The organism is Burkholderia sp. RF7-non_BP4 (genome assembly GCF_001521935.1).
Lineage (GTDB): Bacteria > Pseudomonadota > Gammaproteobacteria > Burkholderiales > Burkholderiaceae > Burkholderia > Burkholderia diffusa.
In genome coordinates, this window is sequence record NZ_LOTA01000048.1 from 40,014 (window position 1) to 65,484 (window position 25,471).

General features: G+C 69.5%; 20 protein-coding genes. 7 read left to right on the forward strand and 13 right to left on the reverse strand.

The features are described from left to right. Positions 1 to 127 precede the first annotated feature (127 nt). The gene (locus WS49_RS17685) at positions 128 to 556 is read left to right on the forward strand and encodes a pyridoxamine 5'-phosphate oxidase family protein (protein ID WP_059531139.1); all 429 of its coding nucleotides are present in this window, start codon (positions 128 to 130) and stop codon (positions 554 to 556) included. Between the two features lie 50 nt (positions 557 to 606). On the opposite strand, the gene WS49_RS17690 is transcribed toward WS49_RS17685, so the two are convergent. Next, on the reverse strand, positions 607 to 2,211 hold the full coding sequence (locus tag WS49_RS17690) for an MFS transporter (protein WP_059531143.1): 1,605 nt from the start codon (positions 2,209 to 2,211) through the stop codon (positions 607 to 609). 150 nt (positions 2,212 to 2,361) lie between these two features. Between WS49_RS17690 and WS49_RS17695 the strand changes: the two genes are divergently transcribed. Further along, positions 2,362 to 3,246, forward strand: coding sequence for a LysR family transcriptional regulator (locus WS49_RS17695; protein ID WP_059531146.1), 885 nt, complete (start codon positions 2,362 to 2,364; stop codon positions 3,244 to 3,246). A 13-nt stretch (positions 3,247 to 3,259) separates the two neighbouring features. On the opposite strand, the gene eutC is transcribed toward WS49_RS17695, so the two are convergent. The 4 genes from eutC to WS49_RS17715 all read right to left on the reverse strand — a co-directional run bounded on the left by eutC (position 3,260) and on the right by WS49_RS17715 (position 8,630). Next, positions 3,260 to 4,051 (reverse strand): ethanolamine ammonia-lyase subunit EutC, encoded by a 792-nt coding sequence (gene eutC / locus WS49_RS17700; RefSeq protein ID WP_059531149.1) that lies wholly within the window; start codon positions 4,049 to 4,051, stop codon positions 3,260 to 3,262. Next, a complete protein-coding gene (locus WS49_RS17705; RefSeq protein ID WP_059531152.1) occupies positions 4,048 to 5,445 on the reverse strand; it encodes an ethanolamine ammonia-lyase subunit EutB in 1,398 nt (465 codons plus the stop codon). Before WS49_RS17705 ends, eutC begins: the two co-directional genes overlap by 4 nt. 106 nt (positions 5,446 to 5,551) lie before the next feature. Continuing rightward, complete coding sequence (gene eat / locus WS49_RS17710) at positions 5,552 to 6,964, reverse strand: ethanolamine permease (protein WP_059531155.1); 1,413 nt, start codon at positions 6,962 to 6,964, stop codon at positions 5,552 to 5,554. Positions 6,965 to 7,157: 193 nt separating this feature from the next. Continuing rightward, positions 7,158 to 8,630: a mechanosensitive ion channel gene (locus WS49_RS17715; RefSeq protein WP_059531158.1), complete on the reverse strand. Its 1,473-nt coding sequence runs from the start codon at positions 8,628 to 8,630 to the stop codon at positions 7,158 to 7,160. A gap of 274 nt (positions 8,631 to 8,904) precedes the next feature. On the opposite strand from WS49_RS17715, the gene WS49_RS17720 reads away from it, so the two are divergent. After that, positions 8,905 to 9,783 carry an AraC family transcriptional regulator gene (locus tag WS49_RS17720; RefSeq protein ID WP_059531162.1) on the forward strand — a complete coding sequence of 293 codons (879 nt, stop codon included), beginning with the start codon at positions 8,905 to 8,907 and terminating at the stop codon, positions 9,781 to 9,783. Between the two features lie 104 nt (positions 9,784 to 9,887). Here the strand turns inward: WS49_RS17720 and WS49_RS17725 are convergent, their stop codons facing one another. After that, positions 9,888 to 10,268, reverse strand: a complete 381-nt coding sequence (locus tag WS49_RS17725; protein ID WP_059531167.1) for a zinc ribbon domain-containing protein — start codon at positions 10,266 to 10,268, stop codon at positions 9,888 to 9,890. Positions 10,269 to 10,278: 10 nt separating this feature from the next. Then, positions 10,279 to 12,387, reverse strand: coding sequence for a heavy metal translocating P-type ATPase (locus WS49_RS17730; RefSeq protein WP_257127696.1), 2,109 nt, complete (start codon positions 12,385 to 12,387; stop codon positions 10,279 to 10,281). A 27-nt stretch (positions 12,388 to 12,414) separates the two neighbouring features. Between WS49_RS17730 and WS49_RS36115 the strand changes: the two genes are divergently transcribed. From WS49_RS36115 to WS49_RS17740, 3 genes are all read left to right on the forward strand, one after another. Further along, entirely contained in the window at positions 12,415 to 12,846 is a 432-nt protein-coding gene (locus WS49_RS36115; RefSeq protein WP_257130205.1) for a hypothetical protein, read from the forward strand. Between the two features lie 51 nt (positions 12,847 to 12,897). Continuing rightward, positions 12,898 to 13,329 carry a Cd(II)/Pb(II)-responsive transcriptional regulator gene (gene cadR / locus WS49_RS17735; RefSeq protein WP_059531173.1) on the forward strand — a complete coding sequence of 144 codons (432 nt, stop codon included), beginning with the start codon at positions 12,898 to 12,900 and terminating at the stop codon, positions 13,327 to 13,329. Between the two features lie 68 nt (positions 13,330 to 13,397). Then, positions 13,398 to 13,970 (forward strand): PadR family transcriptional regulator, encoded by a 573-nt coding sequence (locus tag WS49_RS17740; protein WP_059531176.1) that lies wholly within the window; start codon positions 13,398 to 13,400, stop codon positions 13,968 to 13,970. 24 nt (positions 13,971 to 13,994) lie between these two features. Here the strand turns inward: WS49_RS17740 and WS49_RS17745 are convergent, their stop codons facing one another. The 4 genes from WS49_RS17745 to WS49_RS17760 form a co-directional block, all read right to left on the reverse strand. After that, the gene (locus tag WS49_RS17745; protein WP_059531179.1) at positions 13,995 to 15,425 is read right to left on the reverse strand and encodes an FAD-binding oxidoreductase; all 1,431 of its coding nucleotides are present in this window, start codon (positions 15,423 to 15,425) and stop codon (positions 13,995 to 13,997) included. Positions 15,426 to 15,438: 13 nt separating this feature from the next. Beyond that, positions 15,439 to 16,227 carry an ABC transporter substrate-binding protein gene (locus tag WS49_RS17750; RefSeq protein ID WP_059531182.1) on the reverse strand — a complete coding sequence of 263 codons (789 nt, stop codon included), beginning with the start codon at positions 16,225 to 16,227 and terminating at the stop codon, positions 15,439 to 15,441. Positions 16,228 to 16,341: 114 nt separating this feature from the next. Beyond that, on the reverse strand, positions 16,342 to 17,496 hold the full coding sequence (locus WS49_RS17755; RefSeq protein WP_059531185.1) for a pyridoxal phosphate-dependent aminotransferase: 1,155 nt from the start codon (positions 17,494 to 17,496) through the stop codon (positions 16,342 to 16,344). Between the two features lie 266 nt (positions 17,497 to 17,762). After that, a complete protein-coding gene (locus WS49_RS17760; protein ID WP_059531186.1) occupies positions 17,763 to 18,431 on the reverse strand; it encodes a TetR/AcrR family transcriptional regulator in 669 nt (222 codons plus the stop codon). Positions 18,432 to 18,504: 73 nt separating this feature from the next. Between WS49_RS17760 and WS49_RS17765 the strand changes: the two genes are divergently transcribed. After that, on the forward strand, positions 18,505 to 20,157 hold the full coding sequence (locus WS49_RS17765; protein ID WP_059531188.1) for an acyl-CoA dehydrogenase family protein: 1,653 nt from the start codon (positions 18,505 to 18,507) through the stop codon (positions 20,155 to 20,157). Between the two features lie 119 nt (positions 20,158 to 20,276). On the opposite strand, the gene WS49_RS17770 is transcribed toward WS49_RS17765, so the two are convergent. Then, positions 20,277 to 21,416 carry a branched-chain amino acid ABC transporter substrate-binding protein gene (locus WS49_RS17770; RefSeq protein ID WP_059531190.1) on the reverse strand — a complete coding sequence of 380 codons (1,140 nt, stop codon included), beginning with the start codon at positions 21,414 to 21,416 and terminating at the stop codon, positions 20,277 to 20,279. Positions 21,417 to 21,500: 84 nt separating this feature from the next. Beyond that, entirely contained in the window at positions 21,501 to 25,433 is a 3,933-nt protein-coding gene (gene putA, locus WS49_RS17775) for a trifunctional transcriptional regulator/proline dehydrogenase/L-glutamate gamma-semialdehyde dehydrogenase (protein ID WP_059531194.1), read from the reverse strand. Positions 25,434 to 25,471 lie beyond the last annotated feature (38 nt).

A 25,471-nucleotide genomic window follows, 5' to 3' on the forward strand; every position in this document is an offset into this window, starting at 1 on the left:
GCGGCGGGTGTTCTGATTTTCCACAGCGCGCCCGCGCACGCGTCGCCGCGCGCCCCGCGCGCAGCGTGGCATGTCGCTTGCGTGCGGAACGCGGATCCGCACGCACCGGCCACGCGCCGCCCGAACCATGAACGACCCGCGCCCCCTCGGCGACGATGCCGTCGCGTTCATCCACGAACAGGCTTTCCTGATCGTCGCGACCGCGAACGCGGCGGGCGACGGCGACTGCTCGTATCGCGGCCGGCAGCCGCGCGCGGACGGTTCGTTCGCCCCGCTCGTCGACCTGCCCGATCGCCGTACGCTCGTGCTGCCCGATTTCGCGGGCAACAACCTGTTCAACACGATCGGCAACCTGCTCGTGAATCCGGCGATCGCGCTGCTGTTCGTCGATTTCGTCCGGCAGACGACGTGGCTCGTGCAAGGGCGCGCGGCGATCGACGAAGATGCCGGCAGTCGCGCGCACCTGTGGCCCGATGCGCTGCGCTATGTGGTCGTCGAGGTGGAAAGCGCGCACGCGCGGGCCGATGCGGGGTTGCCGCCGCTCGTGCTGGGGTGAGGCGCGGCGCCATGTCGTCGTCGACCTGCGCGCCCCCGGCGACGCCCCGCTCACCGCCCGCTTGCCTCCGCGCAAGCCGGCTCGGTTCGGCCGCGCGCCGGCGCGTCGCGATGCGCATGTTCACCGTCGTCGCCGCGCGCTTCCGTCGCCCCGGGCCGTGCACCCAGAAACGCGAACACCACCACCGCACACAGCACCGTGACGACCGCGAGCCCGATCAGCAACCGGTCGAACGCGTGCGTATAGCTCGCGAGCAGCGCCGTACGCCCGACACCCGGCAACACGGCCGCCGCGCCGGCGAGATCGCCGGTGGCGAGCCGCGCGGCCGCGCGCAACGCCGCGTCGGACGCGCCCGACGCCTGCCGCAAATCGGCGTGCGCGAGCGTCGCCAGCACCGCGCCGGCGATCGCGAGCGCGATCCCCTCGCCCGCCACGCGCGTCGTGCTGAAAATTCCGGTCGCCATCCCCGCGCGCTCCTTCGGCACGACGCTGACCGACAGCCCGTCCATCAGCCCCCACGGCATGCCGGCCCCGACGCCGATCGCGAGCATCGGCGCGATCGCCGCCGGCCCCGCGCCGCTGCGCAGCGCGACGTCCAGCCACACGAGGCCCGCCGCCGCGAGCAGGAGCCCGAGCCCCGAGATCACGCCGGCCGACAGCCAGCGCGTGAGCGTCGCTGCGACGAGCGGCACGACCAGCATCGGCGCGGAGATCGCGAGCATCAGCCAGCCCGCGCCGATTTCGCTGAAGCCGTCGATGCCGATGAAGCGCAGCGGCAGCACGACGAGCAGCACGATGTAGCAGCAGCAGGTCGACACCGGCAGCACCTGCACGCCGACGAAGCGCGGAATCCGGAACAGCGACAGGTCGAGCATCGGCCGCGCGACGCGCGTCTCGATCGCGACGAACGCGCACGCGCCCAGCGCCGCGGCCGCCAGCAGCGCGACGACGAGCGGATGCGTCCAGCCGCGCGCGGGCGCCTCGATCACGCCGAACGTGAACAGCGTGAGCGCGGCGGTGAACGCGGCCGTGCCGGGCCAGTCGAGCCCGGTCGCGTGCGGATCGCGCGACTCGTGCATGCGCGGCAGCCCGAACGCGAGCGACACCGCGCCTGCCGCCGCGCCCGTGACGAAGATCGCGCGCCAGCCGAAGTGCGCGATCAGGCCACCGGCGAGCACGGGCCCGAACGCAAGCCCGATCCCGAACGTCGTGCCGAGCAGGCTGAACGCGCGCGTGCGCGCCGCGCCGTCGAACTCCTGCGCGAGCGCGGCCGTGCCGCCCGCGAGCGCCGCGGCCGCCGCGAGCCCCTGCGCGGCGCGCAGCAGGTCGACGGCGAGCATCGACGGCGCGAACGCGAGCGCCACCGACATCAGCGTGAAGCCGCCGACGCCGATCGCGAACACGCGCTTGCGGCCGAACTGGTCGGCCAGCGCGCCCGCCGCCATCAGGAAACTGCCGAACGCGAGCATGAACGCGTTGGTGATCCAGTTCATCGCGACCGGGCCGCCGTGCAGGTCGCGGCCGATCGCGGGTGTCGCGACCGCGCCGCCCGAAAACGACAGCGGCAGCGCGACCGCCGCCATGCAGACGGCGGCCAGCACCCACGCGCGCCGGCGCGCCGACGTGGCTGTAGCGGCTGAAAACGGGTGATCCATCATCGCTCCTCGAAAAGCCGGCGCGGATGCGCCTCAAGCGCGATCAAGGATAATTTCGATTCAATCGTCGAAAAACAACGTGAAGTTCCGCATATAGCGGACTAAAATTCTTCAATTCACCGATTCGCGCCCGCGCGCCCGCCTACGTCGATGGAAAACCTGAACGGCATCGCCGCCTTCGTCCGCACTGCCGAAGCGCTCAGCTTCGTCGCGGCCGGCCGCGCGCTCGGCATCTCGGCCTCCGCCGTCGGCAAGACGATCGCGCGGCTCGAGCAGTCGCTCGGCGTGCGCCTGTTCAACCGCACGACGCGGCGCGTCACGCTGACCGACGAAGGGCGCCATTTCTACGAACGCTGCCAGCGGATCCTCGAGGATTTTCGTGATGCGGAGGCGACGGTGACGGCCTCCGCGCAGCGCCCGCGCGGCAAGTTGCGCGTGAGCCTGCCGGTGATCGGCTACCGCTTCCTGCTGCCGGTGCTGCCCGAATTCAGGCAGCGCTATCCGGACGTCGAGCTCGACCTGGATTTCAACGACCGGATGGTCGATGTCGTCGAAGGCGGCTTCGACGCGGTGATCCGCAGCGGCCCGCTGTCGGATTCGAGCCTGATGTCGCGGCGGCTCGGCCCGTTCGCGTTCGTGCTGTGCGCGACGCCCGCGTATCTCGCGCGGGCCGGCCTGCCGCGGGCGCCGCACGATCTCGAAACGCACGATTGCGTGCGCTACTGTTTCCCGACCACCGGCAAGCTGCAGGACTGGGCGCTCTCCGCCGACGACGGCACGCCGCTGAAGCTGCGCACCGCGATGACCTGCAACAACATGGAGGCGCTGCGCGGCGCGGTGATGGCGGGGCTCGGCATCGGCTACATGCCCGACTTCCTCGCGCGCGACGCGCTGGACACCGGCGCGCTCGTTACCGTGCTCGACGACTACCGGATCGCGCCGGGGCAGTTCTCGATCGTGTGGCCGTCGAGCCGGCAGTTGTCGCCGAAGCTGCGCGTGTTCGTCGATTTCCTGTGCGAGCGGTTGTTCAAGTAGACGGAGCGCCCCGTCACACCGCGCCGATCCGCTCCGCTTCCGCCTGCGGCAACAACGCATCGCTGTCGTCCTTCAGGCCGACGCCCGTCAGCTTGAGCCTGCGCGCATGCGTCATCAGGTAATGCAGCTTGTGCGCGGCGGCGGCATGCGGCAGCCCTTCGGGCCGCACGTTCGAGATGCAGTTGCGCAGCGCGTCGTGGCAGCCGACCTTCGGCGCCCAGGTCAGGTACACGCCGAGGCTGTCCGGCGAACTGAGCCCCGGCCGTTCGCCGATCAGCATCGCGACGACCTGCGCGCGCAGCAGCTCGCCGATCTCGTCGCCGAGCGCGACGCGCGCCTGCGTCGCGACCACCACCGGGCCGACCCGCCAGCCGTCCGCGTCGAGCCGCGGCCGCATCGCCTGCAGCAACGGCAGCGCCTGCTTCGCGGCCGCGAAGGCCGACAGCCCGTCGCCCACCACGAACACGACGTCCGGCGCATCGTCGAGCGCCGCGCCGTAGCCGGCCAGCAGCGCGCGTCCGTCGTCGGACAGCTTGCGGCCCAGATCGGGCCGGCGCAGGTAATGCTGGCGATCGGGCGCCGCGCTCTGCACGCCGAGCGTCGCGAAGCCGGCCGCGTCGATCTCGCGGCGCAGCGCGTCCGCGTCGAGCGGCTGGTGCACGGCGTCGCGCGCCTGCGCGTGCGACAGGTTGAACGCGAGCAGCGGCGCGGTCGGCAGGCTGCTGCCCGCGCGGCCGAGCGCGATCCGCGCGTTCGTGAACGACTTCAGCTGCGCCCACGGATTCTTTTCGACGGCGTCGCTCATGCCGAAATCCCCATCCAGTCGTTCGCGCCCGCGAGCAGCGGCACGCGCGCGTTCGCGGCGCGCAGCGCGCCGTGCGCGTCGGCGATCTCCATCGTCTCCAGCCATTCCTCGAACTCGGGCGCGCGGCGCAGGCCGAGCACCTCGCGCACGTAGAGCTGGTCGTGAAACGACGTGCTCTGGTAGTTCAGCATCACGTCGTCCGCGCCCGGAATCCCCATGATGAAGTTGATGCCGGCGGCGCCCAGCAGCGTCAGCAGCGTGTCCATGTCGTCCTGGTCGGCTTCCGCGTGATTCGTGTAGCAGATGTCGCAGCCCATCGGCACGCCGAGCAGCTTGCCGCAGAAGTGATCCTCAAGCCCCGCGCGAATGATCTGCTTGCCGTCGTACAGGTATTCCGGCCCGATGAAGCCGACCACCGTGTTCACGAGGAACGGATCGAACTTGCGCGCGACCGCATACGCGCGCACCTCGCAGGTCTGCTGGTCGACGCCGAAATGCGCGTTCGCCGACAGCGCGCTGCCCTGGCCCGTCTCGAAATACATCAGGTTGTTGCCGACGGTGCCGCGCCCGAGCGACAACGCGGCCTCGTGCGCCTCGCCGAGCAGCGCGAGCGAGATCCCGAAACTCGCGTTCGCCTTCTCGGTGCCCGCGATCGACTGGAACACCAGGTCGACCGGCGCGCCCTTCTCGATCGCCGCGATCGTGTTGGTCACGTGGGTGAGCACGCACGACTGCGTCGGCACGCCGTAGCGCTCGCGGAACCCGTCGATCATCGCGAGCAGCTTCACGATCGCCGCGAGGCTGTCGGTCGCCGGGTTGATGCCGATCATCGCGTCGCCGCAGCCGTACATCAGCCCGTCGAGCATCGACGCGGCGATGCCCTTCACGTCGTCGGTCGGATGGTTCGGCTGCAGCCGCACCGACATCCGGCCCGGCAGCCCGACCGTGTTGCGAAAGCGCGTGACGACGCGGCGCTTGCGCGCGGCCGCGATCAGGTCCTGATTGCGCATCAGCTTCGACACGGCCGCGACCATCTCGGGCGTGAGGCCCGGCGCGATCCGTTCGAGCGCGGCGCCGTCGGCCGTGGGCGACAGCAGCCAGTTGCGGAAGTCGCCGACGGTGAGGTGCGAGATTTCCGCGAACGCGGCCGCGTCGTGATCGTCGAGGATCAGGCGCGTGACCTCGTCGTGTTCGTACGGAATCACCGCCTCGTTCAGGAACGCCTTCAGCGGCACGCCCGCGAGCGCGATCTTCGCGGCGACGCGCTCCTCCTCGCTCGCCGCCGCGACGCCGGCGAGCTGGTCGCCGGAGCGCAGCGGGCTCGCCTTCGCGAGCAGCGTCTTCAGGTCCGCGAAGCGGTACGTACGCGGGCCGATCGTCTCCGTGTAGGACATCGTTCGAATCTCCTTGCCAGTCCTTGCCTTGCGAAACGCCAACGGCGCGCCCGTTCGACGGGGCGCGCCGGATGCCGTCACCAGCGGGCGTTCGGGTTCGTCATCGTCATTCCTCCAGCAGCACGTCGGCCGGCGCGCTCGCGCGCTGCGAACGGGTCGCGAGGAAGTACGCGTAGCCGAGCGCGAGGAACGCGACGAACACCATCGCCACCAGCCCGTTGAAGTACACCATGGTCGCGAGGCAAATCAGGGCCGCAACGATCGCGAATGCCGGGAAGAACGGGTACAGCGGCGCGCGGAACGGCCGCGCCATGTTCGGCTGCGAACGGCGCAGCTTGAACAGCGCCGCCATGCTTACGATATACATCACGATCGCGCCGAACACCGACATCGTCACGATGTTGGCGGTGAGCGTCTGGCCGCCGAACTGGATCAGCTCGTCGCTGTAGATCGCCGCGATGCCGACCACGCCGCCCGCGAGGATCGCGCGATGCGGGGTCTTGAAGCGCGGATGCACCTTGCCGAGCCACTCCGGCAGGTAGCCTTCGCGGGCCAGCGCGAAGATCTGGCGCGAATAGCCGAGGATGATCCCGTGGAACGACGCGACGAGCCCGAACAGCCCGAGCCACACGAGCATGTGCATCCAGCCGCTGTTCGCGCCGACGATGTACTTCATCGCCTGCGGCAGCGGGTCGTTGATGTTCGCGAGCTTGGTCCAGTCGCCCGCGCCGCCGGCGAACACCATCACGCCGATGGCCAGCGCGACGAGCGTCAGGATGCCGGCCACGTAGGCGATCGGGATCGAGCGCTTCGGGTTCTTCGCCTCCTCGGCGGCCATCGCGACGCCTTCGATCGCGAGGAAGAACCAGATCGCGAACGGGATCGCCGCGAACATGCCGTGGAATGCGCCGACGCTGAAATGATCGGCGCCCGACCAGCCGCCCTTCATGAAGTTGCTCCACGCGAAGCCCGGCGACACGACGCCCATGAACACCAGCAGCTCGAAGATCGCGAACAGCGTGACGACCAGCTCGAACGTCGCGGCGATCTGCACGCCCACGATGTTCAGCGCCATGAACACGAGATACGCGCCCATCGCCGCGTGTTTCGGTTCGAGCCCCGGAAACTGCACGTGCAGGTACGCGCCGATCGCGAGCGCGATCGCGGGGGGCGCGAACACGAATTCGACGAGCGTCGCCGCGCCGGCGAGATAGCCGCCCGCCGGGCCGAACGCGCGGCGCGCATACGCGAACGGGCCGCCTGCGTGCGGGATCGACGTCGTCAGCTCGGTGAAGCTGAAGATGAAGGTGGTGTACATCGCCGCGACGAACAGCGCGGTGACGACGAAACCCAGCGTGCCCGCACTCGCCCAGCCGTAGCTCCAGCCGAAATATTCGCCTGAAATCACGAGGCCGACCGCGATGCCCCACAGTTGCCAGGTCCCGAGCGTCTGCTGCAGCGCGGGCTGGCCGGACGACTTGGCGCCGGCGACGGGCCGGCCATTCGACTCTGCTTTCATCGGATTCTCCTGAAAGGCGCCGGCCTGCCAGGCCCGCGCGACTGAGAATCGATGCTAGAGAGTCATTAAACGACGTGTTATCGAAATTCGGCAAAGATGACGGCTGACGTTTCGCTGACGGCAACGCCGGCCGCGCGTCGCGGTCGTCCCGCGCGCGCCGTCCGGCCGCACGAGGCGGCCGGGCGGCCGACGCTTACTGGCCCGACGGGCCGCCGCCGCGCTGGTTGAACCAGCGGTCGAGCAGCTTGCCGGCGGCTTCGCGGCCGCCGAGGCCGAACGACAGCGCGACCGCCACCGCGATCGCGCCGAGCACGAGGCCGAACGCGAGCTGCACGATCTCGTTGGCGATGCCCATCGCGCGCAGCCCCATCGCGAACACCAGGCCGAGGATCGCGAATTGCGCGATCCGCGCGAACAGCACGCTGTGCTCGCGGTCGGCCTGCTCGATCACGCGGCGCGCGAGGCCCGCGAGCCACACGCCGATCACGAGGATCACGCCGCCCATCAGCACGTGGCCGCCGAATTCGATGAACAGCGTGACGACGTCGCGCACCTGCGTGAAGCCGAGCCGGTTCGCGGCCTCGACCGACGCGAACAGCATCGCGAAGAACACGATCAGCCGCGCGACCAGCACCGAGGGCTGCAGGATCCCCGAAAACACGCGCTCGACGCCGAGCACGGCCGGCAGCCCGTCGACGCCGGCGGCCTCCAGCAGCTTCTGCGCGAGCGACGCGACGAAGCGCGCGAAGTAGAACGTGACGAGCACGATCACGATCGCCGCGACGATGTCCGGCACCGCGCCGAGGAACTGGTTCAGCATGTTGGTGGCCGGGATCGAGATCGCGTCGATCTTCAGCGCATCGAGCGCGGAGATCAGCGTCGGCACGAACACGAACACGTAGACGATGGTGCCGATCAGGCTCGACACGCGCACCGGCGTCGGGCTGTCGAGGCCTTGCGTGAGGCGATCGGCGCCGGCGGCGACGAGCAGGTTCGTCACGAGACCGCGCAGCACGCGCGCGACGATCCAGCCGACGAAGCCGATCACCGCGGCCGCGAACAGGTTCGGCACGATCGCGAGCAGCTTGTCGACCATCCCCTGCACCGGCGACAGCAGGCCGGACAGCGCGAACGACGCGAGAATCGCCGGCAGGAACATCAGGATCACGAGCCAGAACAGCACGTCGCCGAGATAGCCGCTCATCGGCTGCATGCCCGCGCTTTCGGACAGCTTGTCGTCGACCTTGCTCGCCTTCAGCGCGCGGTTCGCGAGGCTGCGCAGCAGCGATGCGATCAGCCACGCGATCAGCGTCAGCGCCGCGCCGCCGATCAGGTTCGGCAGGTAGTTGACGATGTGCGTGACGAGCAGCGAGAACGGATTGGAGACCGCGTAGAGGTTGAGCACGTTGAAGATGCCCACCGCGGTGACGAGCAGCACGAGCCAGAACAGCCCGCCGGCGATGATCCGCTCGACGCACGCGCCCTGGCCGGTGCTTTCGTTGATCCGCTGATCGACCTTCAGCGCGTTGAGCAGCCGGAGCGCGCCGGCCCGCACCGCCACGGCGATCAGCCAGCCGATCACCAGGATGCCGATCGCGCCGGCGATCTTGGGCAGGTATCCGCCTAGCGTGGTCTGCAGCGACGTGATGAAGCTGGAAGCATCCATTTCTTCTTCTCCCGAAAACGTGGCGTTGCGATTGAACATCGACGAACTACCTGCGTACTCCGAAAACCGTGCGTTGCCGTCCGAGCAACTTACCCGAGAAAAATGACGCGATCACCCGATTTCACCGTCTTTAACTTTAGACATAGATCGACGGGAACGAGACCCAATTTCGCCAAAATAAAAAGGGCCGGAATTCTTTGCCCTACGCATTTCCGCAAGATTTATCAATCGGCGGCGTGCTACCGTGACGTCGACTCTTGCCCGGGATGCACGCATGACCGTCGACACGAAAGCCGAAACGCCCGCGTGGACCCGCTATGCGGCACGCATCGCGCGCGTTCACGACTACATCCTCGCGCACCTCGACGACACGCTCGACCTGAACCGGCTCGCCGAAATCGCGTGCCTGTCGCCGTATCACTGGCAGCGCGTGTATCGCGCGCTGTACGGCGAGTCGATCGTGCTGACGGTGCGGCGGATGCGGATCGTGCGCGCGTCCGAGGATCTGGTGTGCACGGCGCTGCCGCTCGACGCGATCGCGCGGCGCGCCGGCTACGGCTCGACGCACGCGTTCGCCCGCGCATTTCGCGACGCTTACGGCGTGCCGCCCGCGCAGCACCGGCTCGCCGGGGTCCACCGGCCGATTTATCCGTTACAGCGAGGAGAGGAAGACATGTTCAAGCAGGAAGTCGAGATCCGGCGGCTGCCGGAACTGCGCGGTTATGCGGTGCCGCATACGGGCGCGTACCTGAAGGTCGGCGACGCGTTCGGGCAGATCGGCGCGTGGGCCGGGCGGCACGGGCTGATCGGCCCCGGCGCGCGGATGATCGGGATCTTCTACGACGATCCGGATACGACGCCCGAGGTGCAGTTGCGCGCGAAAGCGTGCTTCGTGCCGGCCGACGGCGCGCCGGACGTCGAGCCGACGCCGCCCGTGGAGCGCATCGCGGTTGCCGGCGGCGAGTACGCGGTGTTGCTGCACACGGGGCCGTATGCGGACCTGAAGACGGCCTACCAGTGGCTCTACGGCGACTGGCTGCGGCACTCGGGCCGCGAAGCCGCCGACGCGCCGCCGTTCGAGCTGTATCTGAATACGCCGATGGATGCGGCGCCGGCCGACCTGCGCACCGAGATTCATTTGCCGCTGCGTTGAGCGGTGTTGCGTGGCGCGGGGGCGCCGAGCCCGCGCGCCATGCCGTCTTGGGGATCGGCCGTCACGCCGGCAGCACGGCCGGCAACACGGCCGGCGATCGCGCCTTACCCGGCCTGCGTCCCGCAGCCAGGGCAGAAGCGCGCGTCGGCGGCGAGCGCCGCGTGGCACCGGCTGCACGCCTTGCTGCGCTGCGATACGCCGCACTGCGCGCAGAATCGCGCATCCGCGGCGTTGATCGCGCCGCAGCCTGCGCACGCGAGCTGGCGCAGCGGCACGTTGCCGCCTAGGCTGCCCTGCGCGTCGGCCGACGGCTGCCAGCCCCATCCGTGCCGGTCGCGGCCGCGTGCATCGTGGCCGCCGTGATCGCCGCGTTGCTGCCCGCCGTGATGCCCGCCGCTGCCGTGGCCGCCTCCATGGCCGCTGCCGTGGCCACCTCCGCCGTGACCGCCACCGTGGCCGCCCAGGATCCGCTTCAGAAAGCTCATCGCCCGCTCCTCATCGCTTCGCCGTCGCGCCGTCGAACACACCTGTCTTCGACAGCAGCCGCAGCCCGTTGCCGACGACGATCAGGCTCGCGCCCGCATCGGCGAATACGGCCATCCACATCGTGCCGAGCCCCGCGACCGTGAGGCCGAGGAACACGATCTTCACGCCGAGCGCGAAGCCGATGTTCTGCACCAGCACGCGGTGCGTCGCGCGCGACAGCCGCACGAACGCGGGGATCTTGCGCAGGTCGTCGTCCATCAGCGCGACGTCGGCCGTCTCGATCGCCGTGTCGGTGCCCATCGCGCCCATCGCGAAGCCGATGTCGGCGCGCGCGAGCGCCGGTGCGTCGTTGATGCCGTCGCCGACCATCCCGACCGCGCCCGCACCGCCCGCCGACAGTTCCTCGACCGCCGCAAGCTTGTCCTCGGGCAACTGGTTGCCGCGCGCATCGTCGATGCCGGCCTGCCGCGCAATCGCCTGCGCGGTGTGCGGGTTGTCGCCGGTCAGCATCGCGGTGCGGATGCCGAGCGCGTGCAGGTCGGCGATCGCCGCGCGGCTGGTGTCCTTGATCGTGTCGGCCACCGCGAAGATGCCGAGCACGCGCGTGTCGTCGACCAGCATCACGACGCTCTTGCCCTGCCGCTCGAGCGCGTCGAGCTTCGCCTCCAGCGCCGGCGAGCAGCGTTCGAGCTCCTCGACGAGGCGGTGGTTGCCGAGCCAGTAGCGCGTGCCGTCGATCGTGCCGCGCACGCCGCGCCCGACGAGTGCTTCGAAGTCCTCTACATCGGCGAACGCTGCCGTCTGCGCGTCGCGGGCCGCGGCGGCGATCGCCTGCGACACGGGGTGATCGGAACGCGCCGCGAGGCTCGCGCCGAGGTGACGCACGCGCGCCGCGTCGACGTCCGTCGCATGCAGGTCGAAATCGGTCTGCACCGGCTTGCCGTGCGTGATCGTGCCGGTCTTGTCGAGCGCGAGCCATGCGAGCTTGCGGCCTTCTTCGAGATATACGCCGCCCTTCACGAGAATCCCGCGCCGTGCCGCGGCCGCGAGCCCCGACACGATCGTCACCGGCGTCGAGATCACCAGCGCGCACGGGCACGCGATCACGAGCAGCACCAGCGCACGGTAGATCCAGTCGTGCCACGCGCCGCCCATGACGAGCGGCGGCGCCACCGCGACCAGCAGCGCCACCGCGAACACGATCGGCGTATAGACGCGCGCGAACTGGTCGACGAAGCGCTGCGTCGGCGCCTTCGCGCCCTGCGCTTCCTCGACCGCGTGGATGATCCGCGCGAGCGTCGAGTCGGCGGCCACCGCCGTCACGCGATAGTCGAACGAACCCGCTTCGTTGATCGTGCCCGCGTACACCGCGTCGCCGGACGTCTTGTCGACCGGCAGGCTCTCGCCGGTGATCGGCGCCTGGTTCACCGTCGAGCGGCCCGCGACCACTTCGCCGTCCAGCCCGATCCGCTCGCCCGGCTTCACGCGCACGATCGCGCCGAGCGCGACCTGCGCGGCCTCGATCGTGCGCCACGTGCCGTCGGCGTCCTGCACGGTCGCGGTGTCGGGCGCGAGCTGCATGAGGCCCTGGATCGCGTTGCGCGCGCGATCGAGCGACTTCGCCTCGATCAGCTCGGCGATCGTGAACAGCACCATCACCATCGCGGCTTCCGGCCACTGGCCGATCGCCATCGCGCCCGTCACCGCGATGCTCATCAGCGCGTTGATGTTCAAGTTGCCGTTGCGGATCGCGATCCAGCCTTTCTTGTAAGTGGTCAGCCCGCATGCGAGCACCGCCGCGAGCGCCAGCACCGCCGACAGCCACACCGGCAGGCCGGCCCAGCTCACGGCCTCGGACGCGATCGCGGCGACGCCGGCCAGCGCGAGGGGCCACCACGGCTTCGCGGGCGGCGGCGCGACGGGGGCTGCCGGTGCGTCGGCCGACGCGGCTTCCGGCGTCATCCCGAGCGTGCGGATCGCGCTTTCGATCGCCGGCTGCGCACCGGGTACGTGTTCGACGGTCAGCATCCGCTGCATCAGGTTGAATTCGAGCGCCGAGACCTGCTGCATTCCGCCGAGCTTCTTGCGAATCAGCGTTTCCTCGGTCGGGCAGTCCATCTGCATGATCCGGAACGCGGAGCGGACGTGACCCGTCGCGGTCGCCCGCGCGACCGGCAGCGGCGCGAGCGTCAGCGCGGCCGGCGCGCAGCAGGCGCCGGCCGCGTGGTCGTGGTCGTGGTCGTGGTCGTGGTCGTGGTCGTGGTCGTGGTCGTGGTCGTGGTCGTGGTCGTGGTCGTGACCGGCATGGTCATGCGCCGCGTGGGCGTGCGCCGTCCCGTGCGCGGATGCGTGATCGTGCTCATGATCGTGGCCGCATGCATGCGGCTGCGCGCGGTGCGCCGCCGCGTCGCCATGCGCGTGCTCGCCGGCCGCCGGCGCCGCGTCGGCAACGGTCGCCGCCTGCGTGTCGCGCGCGTCGGCGCAGCACGCATCGGCGCCGCCGGCATGGCGGTGTCGTGGGTCGGGGGTACGCTGGGCGTCGGTCATGACAACCTCCTCTATGGCTTGACGGTGTAGAGTTAACACCCTGAAGCCACTACAAGGTCAACCCTTACAACGGAGAAAGCCATGAAGATCGGCGAACTGGCCAAGGCGGCCCGCTGCACGCCCGAAACGATCCGCTTCTACGAGAAGGAGGGGTTGATGCCGGACGCCGAGCGCACCGATTCGAACTACCGCAACTACACCGACGTGCACGTCGAGCGGCTGCGCTTCATCCGCAACTGCCGCGCGCTCGACATGGCGCACGACGAAATCCGCGCGCTGCTACAGCTCACCGACACGCCGGCCGACCCGTGCGATTCGGTCAACGCGCTGCTCGACGAGCACATCGGCCACGTCGACGCGCGCCTCGCCGAACTGACGCATCTGCGCGATCAGCTCACCGAATTGCGCCGCCAGTGCGTCGGCGAACATTCGGTCGAGGACTGCGGCATCGTTCACGGTCTCACGACGATGGAAACCGTCGCGCCGGCCGCGAAGCGCTCACACCTCGGCTGAAACCCTTGTGGAATATGATAGTCTAGTCGATACTAGTTATATTCTCACTAGATATAACCGAACTATTCATGGCAACAAGCCGCCCGTCTCCGCTCGCGCTCGCGGTCCTCGCGACGCTCACCGAAACGCCGATGCATCCCTACGGAATGCTCCAGCAGTTGAAGGCGCGCGGCTATGACGAAGTCGTCAACGTGCGGCAGCGCACGAGCCTCTACCAGACGATCGACCGGCTGCTGCGCGACGGGCTGATCGCCGTGCACGACACCGAGCGCGACGGCGCGTTTCCCGAACGCACGCTGTACACGCTGACCGAAGCCGGGCATACGGCCGGGCAGGCGTGGCTGCATGCGCTGCTCGCGGAGCCCGCGCGCGAGTTTCCGGCGTTCGGCGCCGGCCTCGCATTCCTGCCGCTGCTCGACGCCGACGATGCGCGCCAGCAACTCGAGCGCCGCATCGCCGCGCTCGACACCGAACGCGAACGTCTCGAGTCGCTGCGCAACGCCGCGCAGAACGACCAGGTGCCGCGCCTGTTCCTGTTGCAGAACGAACATGCGCTCGTGCTGCTCAACGCGGAGCTCGACTGGGCGCGCAGCGTCGTCGAACACCTGAAGATCGGCGCGCTGCGCTGGGTCGACGGCTGACGCGCCCGCCCCGGCTCGCGCCGATCAAAGCACCTTGCCGGGATTGAGCACGCCGGCGGGATCGAGCGCGGCCTTCAGGCGCCGCATCAAGCCGATTTCCGCTTCGCTGCGCGTGTGCGCGAGATAGGCGCGCTTGAGCATGCCGATGCCGTGCTCCGCCGACACCGAGCCGCCCATGTCCCGAACGACCGCGTAGACGCAGCGATCGATCGCATCGGCGTCCGCGTCGCGCATGCCGGCGAGCGATACGCCGATATGCACGTTGCCGTCGCCGACGTGGCCGAAGAACAGGCACACGATGTCGGGCCAGACCGCACGCAACGCCGCCTCGCAGCGCTCGGCGAACCGGCCGAGTTCGCCCGTCGGCAGGCTCACGTCGAAGTTCACCAGATGCGGCAGCGCATCGATCGCAAGGCCCTCGCGCAACGTCCACAGGTCGCGCGCCTGCCGCTCGGACGTCGCGAGCGCCGCATCGTCGACCAGCCCCGCCTCGATCGCATCCGCCAGGCCGGTTTCCAGCGCCTGGCGCGCATCGCCGCCCGGTGCGCTCGTCGCGCATTCGATCAGCACCGCGAAGCCGCCGTCGCCCGCGAACGGCGCGACGACGCCGGGCGTGTGGCCCGCGACGTAGTCGTAGAAGGCCGGCCACATCGCTTCGAAACTGACGATCTCGGGCAGTGCGCGCAGGCGGTTCCACAACCCGACGACGGCGTCGTAGCCATGCACGCGGCAGAGCGCGGTGGCCGGCGCGGCGAGCTTCGGATGCAGCCGCAGCACGGCGCGCGTGACGACGCCGAGCGTGCCTTCGCTGCCGATGAACAGCTGCTTCAGGTCGTAGCCGGCGTTGTTCTTCAGCATCCGGTTCATCGACGACACGACGGTGCCGTCGGCGAGCACGGCCTCGAGCCCGAGCACCTGCTCGCGCATCATGCCGTAGCGGATCGCGCGCGTGCCGCCCGCGTTGGTCGCGAGCATGCCGCCGATCTGGCACGAACCGCGTGCGCCGAGATCGACGCCGAAGGTGAAGCCCGCCGCGTCCGCGGCCTCCTGCACCGTCTGCAACGGCGTCCCGGCGCGCACCGTCATCGTGCCCGCCGCCGCGTCGATTGCCTCGACGCCCGCGAAACGCTCCATCGACAGCACGATCTCGCCGCCCAGCGCGACCGCGCCGCGCGCGAGGCCGGTGAGGCCGCCCTGCGGCACGACCGGCTGCCCGAGCCGCGTGCACAGCGCGAGCGTGCGCGACACGTCATCGACGCTGCGCGGCCGCACCAGCGCGCGCGGCCGCACACCGGCCGGCTCGTTGTACGCGGTGAAGTAGCGCGGATCGATCTCGGCCGCCCGCGTGACCAGCGTGTCGCCCAGTGCGGCGACGAGCGCCGCTTCGAGCGCGTCGTCCACCGGCATCGCCGCACCGTCGCCGCCGGGCTCTCCGCCCGTATCCAGGCTCTGCATCGTGCGCGTCCGCTTACTTGGTGGAGATGTCGATATCGCCGAAGTACTTCTGGCCGAGCGACTTCACCGTGCCGTCCGCCTTCAGCTTGTCGATCGCGGAATCGAGTTTCGCCTTCAGCGCGTCGTCGCCCTTGCGCAGGCCGAACGCGATCCCGCTGCCGAGAATCCGGTCGTCGCGCACAGGCTGGCCGACGAACGCGAAACCCTTGCCGTCCGGGCGCGACAGGAAGCCGCGCTGGCCGGCCGGCGCGAGCACCAGCGTTGCGTCGAGACGGCCCGCCACGAGATCCGCATACACCTGGTTCTGATCCTGGTACGCGACGATCGACACGCCGGCCGGCTCCCAGTGCGCCTTCGCGTAGGTTTCCTGGATCGATGCCTGCAGCACGCCGACGCGCTTGCCCTTCAGCGATTCCGGCGTCGGCAGCAGCCCGCTGCCGGTGCGAGCGATCAACTGCGTCGGCACGCGATAGATGATCGTCGTGAAGTCGATCGCCTGGCGCCGCTGTTCGGTCGCGTTCATCGCCGAGTTGATCGCGTCGAACTTGCGGCCCTTCAGCGCGGGAATCAGCCCGTCGAACGACGTCTCGACCCACTTGCACGACAGCTTCGCGGTCTGGCAGACGGCGTTGCCGACGTCGATGTCGAAGCCCTGCAGGTCGCCGTTCGGCGCCTTCGACTCGAACGGCGGATATTGCGCCTCGAGGCCGAAACGCAGCGTCTGCCCGTCGGCGAGCGCCGCGCCGGAACCGAGCGCGCACGCGAGGGCGAACGCGAGCTTGAGGGTATTTGCATGCTTCATCGTGATCTCCTGGCTTGTCGGCCGGCGCCGTGCGGTCGCACGTGCGCCGGTTCCGGCGGTAACTTTCCGTGCGACGTACACGTCGCCTGCTTGGGGTGCGGGCCGCGCCCGCGATTACAGCGAACGCAACCGCCGCGCGCCTTCGATCAGCGTCGCGTCGTCCTTCGAGAAACTGAGCCGGATCACGCCCGCGTCGGTACCGTCGGTGTAGAACGCCGACAGCGGAATCGTCGCGACGCGCGCATCGCGGATCAGGCGCAACACGAAGTCGCTGTCGCGTTCGTCCGAGAAGTGCCGGAAGCGCGCGAGCATGAAGAACGAGCCCTCGCTCGGCAGCAGCTCGAAGCGCGAACCGGCCAGCTCGCGCGCGAGCAGGTCGCGCTTGGCCTGGTAAAACGCCGACAGGCCGAGATAGCTTTCCGGCCGCGCGAGGATTTCCGCGAACGCGACCTGCATCGGCGTATCGGCCGAGAACACCATGAACTGGTGCACCTTGCGGATCTCGTCCATCAGTTCGGCCGGCGCGATGCAATGGCCGACCCGCCAGCCCGTCACGTGGAACGTCTTGCCGAACGACGACACGATCACGCTGCGCCCGGAGAGCTCACGGTGACGCGCGACGCTCTGATGCTGCGCGCCGTCGAACACCACGTGCTCGTAGACCTCGTCCGACAGGACCACGATGTCGGTATTGCGCGTGAGCTGCGCGAGCCGTTCGAGATCGTCGGCGGAGAACACCGTCGCGGTCGGGTTGTGCGGCGTGTTGACGATGATCATTCGCGTGCGCGGCGTGATCGCCGCGGCGACTTCGTCCCAGTTCACGCGGAAATGCTCGGGCGACAGCTTGATCGCGACCGGCGTCGCGCCCTGCAACCGCACGATCGGCGCATAGCTGTCGAACGACGGCTCGAAATAGATCACTTCGTCGCCCGGATGCACGAGCGCGCTGATCGCCGCGTAGAGCCCTTCGCTCGCGCTCGCGATCACCGTGATCTCGGTGCCCGGGTCGTAGCGCGTGCCGTACAGCGCCTCCGTCTTCTCCGCGAGGCGTTCGCGCAGCGACGCGACGCCGGCCATCGGCGCGTACTGGTTGTGACCGTCGCGCATCGCGCGCGCGACGCCCTCGACGAGCGCCGGATCGGGCGCGAAATTCGGCGCGCCCTGCGACAGGTTCAGCGCATCGTGCTGCGCGGCGAGCTGGCCGATCACCGTGAAGATCGTCGTCCCGACGTCCGGCAGTTTCGAGCGGGGCGTGGTGGCGCTTCGCATGACTCCTCCTTCAGATGTCCTTCGGACCGGCCCGCGCGACGCGCGCGGCCCGGCTCATGACGCATGATTTAGCCCGAGCCAATAAGGGCGGACAATCGAAAGTTCGTCATGGCGGCCATGCATTTTTCTCATGATCGGCCATCCGCAATGCTCGATGTCAAGGCCGTATGGCCGGCAATGCATGCACATCCGGCATTTCCATTAGGCCCTGGTCACGCTCGCGGCGGGCTCGCGCCGGATGCTCGGCCGCACGGCCGCGCCGCGCGTCACGCGCCCGCGGCCGCCAGATAGGCGGCCAGCACGGCCTGCAACTCGCCGCGCAACGCGGCGACGTCGAGCGCCGGCCCGAGCGTGAGCAGCGCCTGCGACACGCCGCCGTAGCAGACGGCATGCGCCATCCGCGCGATCCCGTCGAGCCGCGCGGCCGGCGGCGGATCGCTGCACTGCGCAAGCGCGTCGCGCCACAGCGCGACATACGCGTCGTAATGGCGGCGGTATGCGGCAAGCGGCGACACCTGCCGCTCCAGCGCGAAGAACGCGCTCCACGACGCGGCGTCGGCGGCGATCGCATCGACCTGCAGGTCGACGAGCGCGGCCGCGAGCGCGGCACGCGGCACGCCGCGCAGCCGCTGCGCCGCGTCGCGCAGCCCGTCGGCCAGCGCTAGCACGCGCCGGTGGATGCACAGCGCGGCGAGGCTCTGCTTGTCGCCGAAGTATTCGTAGAAGGTGCCGACGCTCACGCCCGCGACGGCCGCGATTTCGCGGATCGTCGCCTTCGCGTAACCGCGCTCGAGCAAAAGCTGAACGAAGGCCTGCTGAAGCGCGTCGGAGGTGGCCTGCGCGCGCGACTGGCGCGGCCGGCGACGCAACGCGGGCGCGGGTTGCGCCGCCGGCTGGCCGGGCGGCGCCGGAACCTGAACATGTCGCGGCGGCATATTTGCTACTCTGAAATTCAGCGGAAACGCGTTTGACCGGCAGACCGCGAAGCACGAGACCGGAGACAGCCCGATGACCGAATCGACCCATGCCGTCACGAACCAGTTCGACGAACTGGTCGACTATAACCTCTTCGCCACCGACGTCGCGCTGCGCGAGGCCATCGCCCGCGCGGGCGCCGGCTGGGCCGTGCCGCGGCTCGACGCGTACGGCGCGCGACTCGGCAGCGCCGACACCGCGCAGCTCGCCGACGAAGCGAACCGCCACACGCCGGAACTGAACGCGTTCGACCGCCGCGGCCGGCGCATCGACCGCGTCGACTTCCATCCGGCGTGGCACACGCTGCTCGGCATGTATCGCAACGAAGGCTTCGTATCGCTCGCGTTCCGCGATACGCGCCCGGGCCGCTGGGCCGCGACCGCTGCCGGCTTCTACCTGCACGGCCAGATCGAGGCCGGCACGCTGTGCCCGGCGACGATGACGCAGGCCGCGATTCCGGTGCTGCAGAAGGAACCCGCGCTGTGGGACCTGCTGCGCGACAAGCTGTACAGCGACGACTACGATCCGCGCGACGTGCCGGTCGCCGACAAGCGCTCGATCTGGTTCGGCATGGGCATGACCGAGAAACAGGGCGGCTCCGACGTGCGCGCGAACACGACGCTGGCGAGCGCCGTCGGCGCGGGCGGACGCGGCGGCGAATACCGGCTGCGCGGCCACAAGTGGTTTTTCTCCGCGCCGATGTGCGACGCGCACCTGGTCGTCGCGCGCACCGAAGCGGGCAGCCCGTCGTGCTTCTACGTGCCGCGCTGGCGGCCCGACGGGACGAAGAACGCGGTCGAGATCCAGCGGCTGAAGAACAAGGTCGGCAATCGCAGCAACTCGAGCAGCGAAATCGAGTTGAACGACGCATGGGGCATCATGCTCGGCGACGAAGGCCGCGGCATTCCGACCATCATCGAGATGGCCACGCACACGCGGCTGAACTGCGTGCTCGGCAGCGCGGCGATGCTGCGCCAGGGCGTCGTGCAGGCGATCGCGTACACGCGCCAGCGCCACGCGTTCGGCCGCGCGCTCGCCGAGCAGCCGCTGATGCGCACCGTGCTCGCCGATCTCGCGCTCGAAAGCGAGGCCGCGCTCGCGCTCGCGATGCGTCTCGCCGATGCGTTCGAGCGCGACGACTCGCCGCGCGAACGCGCGTGGAAGCGGATCGTCACGCCCGCCGCGAAATTCTGGGTCTGCAAGCGCGCGGTCGAGCTGACCGGCGAGGTGATGGAAGTGTTCGGCGGCAACGGCTACGTCGACGACGGCCCGATCGCGCGGCTGTTCCGCGAAGCGCCGGTCAACTCGATCTGGGAAGGCTCCGGCAACGTGATGTGCCTGGACGTGCTGCGCGCGGTGTCGCGCGAGCCCGACGCGGCCGCGGCGCTCTTCGCCGAACTGACCGACCTCGGCGCGGGCGAACCGCGCATCCGCGCGGCGCTCGATGCGCTGCGCGCGATGCTCGCGGCACCGGCCGATACGCTCGAGGCGTCGGCCCGCGTGTTCGCGCAGCGGCTCGCGCTCGTCGCGCAGGCCTGCCTGCTGCGGCGCGACGCGCCCGCGGCCGTCGCCGACGCGTTCATCGCGACGCGGCTTGCCGCGCCCGACTGGGGCCGCATCGCGGGCGGCTTCGATCCGCACGCGCTCGACGTCGCCGCGCTGCTGCAGCGCGCGTACCCGGCCTGACGGGCGCCGAACCCGCCGCCGACGCCAAAGAAAAAGCCACCGGACCCGACGGCCCGGTGGCTTCTTCGCATGATGCCCCGCGCGGCGCCCTTCGGCGCCGCCGGCGACTCACGCCATGCTTACTTGCCGCCGATGCTCTTCAGCGGCTTCCACTCGCCCTTCTCGACCTTGTACATCGTGATGCCGCCGTTCTTCAGGTCGCCCTTCGCGTCGTACGCGACGTGCGACGACGTGACGCCGGCCATGTCGGTCTTCGCGAGCACCGGCAGGTACTTCGCCGGATCGGTCGAATCGGCCTTCTTCATCGCGTTGAGCATCGCCATCGCGCCGTCGTACGCGTACGGCGAGTACGTCTGCACGTCTTCGCCGAAGCGCTTCTTGTACTTGTCGGCGTAGGTCTTGCCGCCCGGCATTTCCTCGAGCGGCAGGCCTGCCAGCGATGCGATCGTGCCGTCGGCCGCGTTGCCCGCGATCTTCAGGAACGTCGGCGTCTTCACCATCTCGCCACTCATCAGCGGTGCGGTGATGCCGAGCGTCTTCATCTGCTTGACCATCGGCGCTGCCTGCGAATCCGCGCCGCCGTAGTAGACGAGGTCCGGCTTCGCCGCCTTCAGCTTGGTCAGGATCGCCTTGAAGTCGACGGCCTTGTCGTTCGTGAATTCACGGTCGACGATCGTCGCGCCGCCGGCCTTCGCGGCCTTCTCGAACTGGTCGGCGAGACCCTGGCCGTAGGCCGTGCGGTCGTCGACGATCGCGATCTTCTTCATGCCGAGATCCTTCGCCGCGAAGGTGCCCGCCACCGAGCCCTGCTGCGTGTCGGACGTCATCATGCGGAAGGTCGTCTTGTAACCCTGCTGCGTGTATTCCGGCGCCGTCGCCATCGCGATTTCCGGAATGCCGGCGTTCGCGTAGATGCGCGAGGCCGGAATCGTCGTGCCCGAGTTGAAGTGGCCGAGCATGCCCTTGATGCCGTCGTCGACGAGCTTCTGCGCAACCGTCGTGCCGGTGCGCGGGTCAGCCTGGTCGTCCTGCGTCTCGAGCACGAACTTCACTGCCTTGCCGCCGATCTTCGGGTTCGTCGCGTTGAAGTCTTCCAGCGCGAGCGCGATCCCGTTCTGCATATCCTTGCCGTAGTGAGCCTGGGCGCCCGTCATCGGCCCTGCGTAACCGATCTTCACGTCGTCCGCATGGGCCGTCCCCGCAAGCGACATGACGGCGACGAACGTCGCGCCTGCCAGCTTTTTCATCGTGTGTTGCATAGCATCTCCTTGGTACCAGGGTAAATGGAGCGGCTTCGGGATCGCCTTGCCGCTTCCTTTGTTTGATCCGAACGGCAAGGATGGTCAGCCGATCGTCATCAAATTCGCATTGCCGCCCGCCGCGGCCGTGTTCACGCTCACCGAGCGCTCGGTCAGCAGGCGCTCGAGCGCGTAGTCTTCCGCGTCGCCGTTCTCGAACGCGCCCGCCGACACGCCCTGCACCGACACGATCGGGCCCGGCCGCTGCGCGACGTCCTTCACGAGCGTCTGCAGTTCGTCGCTGTCGCCTTCGAACAGCACCGCGTCGAACGGCGCGTCGGCCTGCTTGCGCACGGCCGCATGCGCCTTCAGCGCGGCCGGCAGCGCGGCGACCAGCGCCTCGCCCGCCGCGCCGACGAACAGCGCGCGGTTGCCCGTCGCCAGCACCGCCGCGAACTGCGCGCGCGCGCCGCCCGGCGTGGCCGCGACACACAGCACCGTGCCGCGCGGGCCGAGTGTATACGTGTTTCGCTCGCCCGTCGGCCCGGTCAGCACCGCGGTCGCACCGGCCGGCACCTGCGCCAGATAGCCGTCGCAACGTGCGGCCAGCGCCGGCTCGCGCTGCTCGATCAGCCAGTCGCGCAGCGCGGTGAGCGCCGCCGCCGGGTTGCTGCGCTGTTCGCCGTCAACCGCGCCATCCGCGATCAGCGTCTGCGCGAGCGAACGCGGCAGGCCCGACGGACGCGTCGCGAGCAGACGCTGCAGGTACAGCGCGCCGCCGGCCTTCGGGCCCGTGCCCGACAGCCCTTCGCCGCCGAACGGCTGCACGCCGACCACCGCGCCGATCACGTTGCGGTTCACGTAGATGTTGCCGACGTGCGCGTTCGAGATCACGTGCGCGATGGTCTCGTCGATCCGCGTGTGGATGCCGAGCGTCAGGCCGTAACCCGTCGCGCGGATCTGCTCGAGCAGTTTGTCGAGCTGGCTGCGGCGATAGCGCACGACGTGCAGCACCGGGCCGAACACTTCACGCTTCAACTCGTCGATGCTGCTGATCTCGATCAGCGTCGGCGGCACGAACGTGCCGTGCGCGCAGGCTTCCGGCGACGGCAGCTGCGTGACCGCGTGGCCCTTCTCCTTCATCGCCGCGACGTGCGTGTCGATCGTCTGCTTCGCTTCGGCGTCGATCACCGGGCCGACGTCGGTCGACAGCCGGTCCGGGTTGCCGAGCGCCAGCTCGTGCATCGCGCCCTTGAGCATCGTCAACGTGCGGTCCGCGACGTCGTCCTGCAGACACAGAACGCGCAGCGCCGAACACCGTTGACCGGCCGAGTCGAACGACGACTGCATCACGTCGGCGACGACCTGCTCCGCGAGCGCCGACGAGTCGACGATCATCGCGTTCTGGCCGCCCGTTTCCGCGATCAGCGGAATCGGCTTGCCGTCCGGGTCGAGGCGCGCGGACAGCGTCTTGTTGATCAGGCGCGCGACTTCGGTCGAGCCGGTGAACATCACCGCGCGCGTGCGCGGATCGGCGACCAGCGCCGCGCCGACGGTCTCGCCGGTGCCCGGCAGCAGCTGCACCGCGCCGGCCGGCACGCCGGCCTCGCGCAGCAGGCGCACGGCCTGGGCGGCGATCAGCGGCGTCTGTTCGGCCGGCTTCGCGAGCACCGTGTTGCCGGCCGCAAGCGCGGCGGCCACCTGGCCCATGAAGATCGCGAGCGGGAAGTTCCACGGGCTGATACAGACCACGGGGCCGAGCGGACGGTGCGTGTCGTTCGAGAATTCGTCGCGGATCTGCGCCGCGTAGTAGCGCAGGAAGTCGACGGCCTCGCGAATTTCGGCGATCGCGTTCGGCAGCGACTTGCCGGCTTCGCGCACGATCAGGCCCATCAGCGTGTGCATCTGCGCTTCGAGCAGGTCGGCCGCGCGCACCAGGCAGTCGGCGCGCGCATCGACGGGCGTCGCCTGCCAGATCGGCGCGGCCGCCACGGCATGCGCGAGCGCCGCGCTCACGTGTTCGGCCGTCGCTTCGCTGACGGTGCCGACCAGGTCGCGCTGATCGGCCGGGTTGCGCACGTCGCGCGCCGGGGCGTCGGCGAGCGCGTCGTCGGCGAGCATCGGCGCCGCGCGCCACGGATGGTGCGCGCTCGCGAGCAGCGCGGACGACAGCGACGCGAGACGATGTTCGTTCGACAGGTCGAGGCCCATCGAGTTGGGACGCTCGTCGCCGTACAGGTTGCGCGGCAGCGGGATCTTCGCGTGCGGCGCGCCGAGCGGCACGACCTTCGATGCCTCGTCGACCGGATCGGCAACCAGTTCCTTCACCGACACGGTTTTATCCGCGATGCGGTTCACGAACGACGTGTTCGCGCCGTTCTCCAGCAGGCGGCGCACGAGGTACGCGAGCAGCGTTTCATGCGTGCCGACCGGCGCGTACACGCGGCACGGACGGTTCAGCTTGTCGCGGCCCGTGACTTCCTCGTACAGCGGCTCGCCCATCCCGTGCAGGCACTGGAATTCGTACTGGCCGGGGTAATAGTTCTGGCCGGCCAGGTGATAGATCGCGGCCAGCGTGTATGCGTTGTGCGTCGCGAACTGCGGGTAGACGGCGTCGGGCGCCGCGAGCAGCTTCTTCGCGCACGCGAGGTACGACACGTCCGTGTAGATCTTGCGCGTGTAGACCGGATAGCCTTCGAGGCCGTCGACCTGCGCACGCTTGATTTCGGTATCCCAGTACGCGCCCTTCACCAGACGGATCATCAGGCGGTGACGGCTGCGGCGCGCGAGGTCGATCAGGTAGTCGATCACGAACGGGCAGCGCTTCTGATAGCCCTGCACGACGAAGCCGATGCCGTTCCAGCCCGCGAGTTCCGGGTCGAAGCACAGCGCTTCCAGCAGGTCGAGCGACAGCTCGAGACGGTCGGCTTCTTCCGCGTCGATGTTCAGGCCGATGTCGTAGCGGCGCGCGAGCAGCGCGAGCGCGCGCACGCGCGGCAGCAGCTCGCTCATCGTGCGGTCCTGCTGCGAGCGCGAGTAGCGCGCGTGCAGCGCCGACAGCTTGATCGAGATGCCCGGGCCTTCGTAGATGCCGCGGCCGCCGGCCGCCTTGCCGATCGCGTGGATCGCCTGCTCGTACGATGCGTAGTAGCGTTGCGCGTCCTCTTCGGTCGTCGCCGCTTCGCCGAGCATGTCGTACGAGTAGCGGAAGCCGCGCGCTTCGTACTTGCGGCTGTTCGCGAGCGCTTCGGAAATCGTCTCGCCGGTGACGAACTGTTCGCCCATCAGGCGCATCGCCATGTCGACGCCCTTGCGGATCAGCGGCTCGCCGCCGCGGCCGATCAGGCGCGTGAGCGCCGACGACAGGCCCGCTTCGCTGTTGGTCGTCACGAGCTTGCCGGTGATCATCAGGCCCCAGGTCGCCGCGTTCACGAACAGCGACGGCGCGTGGCCGACGTGCGAGCGCCAGTCGCCCTTGCTGATCTTGTCGCGGATCAGCGCATCGCGGGTCGCGCGATCGGGAATGCGCAGCAGCGCTTCGGCGAGACACATCAGCGCGACGCCTTCCTGGCTCGACAGCGAGAACTCGTGGATCAGCCCCTCGACGCCGCCGCCCGAGCTCTTCTCGCGCAGCGCCTCGACGAGCTGCGTCGCGAGCGTCTGCACGTCGGCCTGCAGGTTCGCGGGCAGGCGCGCCTGGCCCAGCAGGAACGGCACGCATTCCGGCTCGGGGCGGCGATACGCGGCCGTGATCGCCGCGCGCAGCACCGATTGCGGCTGCACGTTCTGGGCGAACTCGAGGAACGGATGCGGCGAGTTGTCGTCGTCGCCGTCCACCGCCTGGCCGTCGGCAAGCTCCGTCACGCCGCTGCTGCCCGACAGTTCGGGCGGCAGCTGGCCGTGCTCGATCCGCTCGAGATACGCGAAGATCGCCTGCTTGATCAGCCAGTGGGGAGTGCGCTCGAGACGCGCCGCCGCGTCTTTCAGGCGCGAGCGGAGAAGGTCGTCGACTTTGACGCCGAGAGTCGTGCTTGCCATGGTGGGTTCGTGCGCCGGTGCGAGCCCGGCAATGTGGT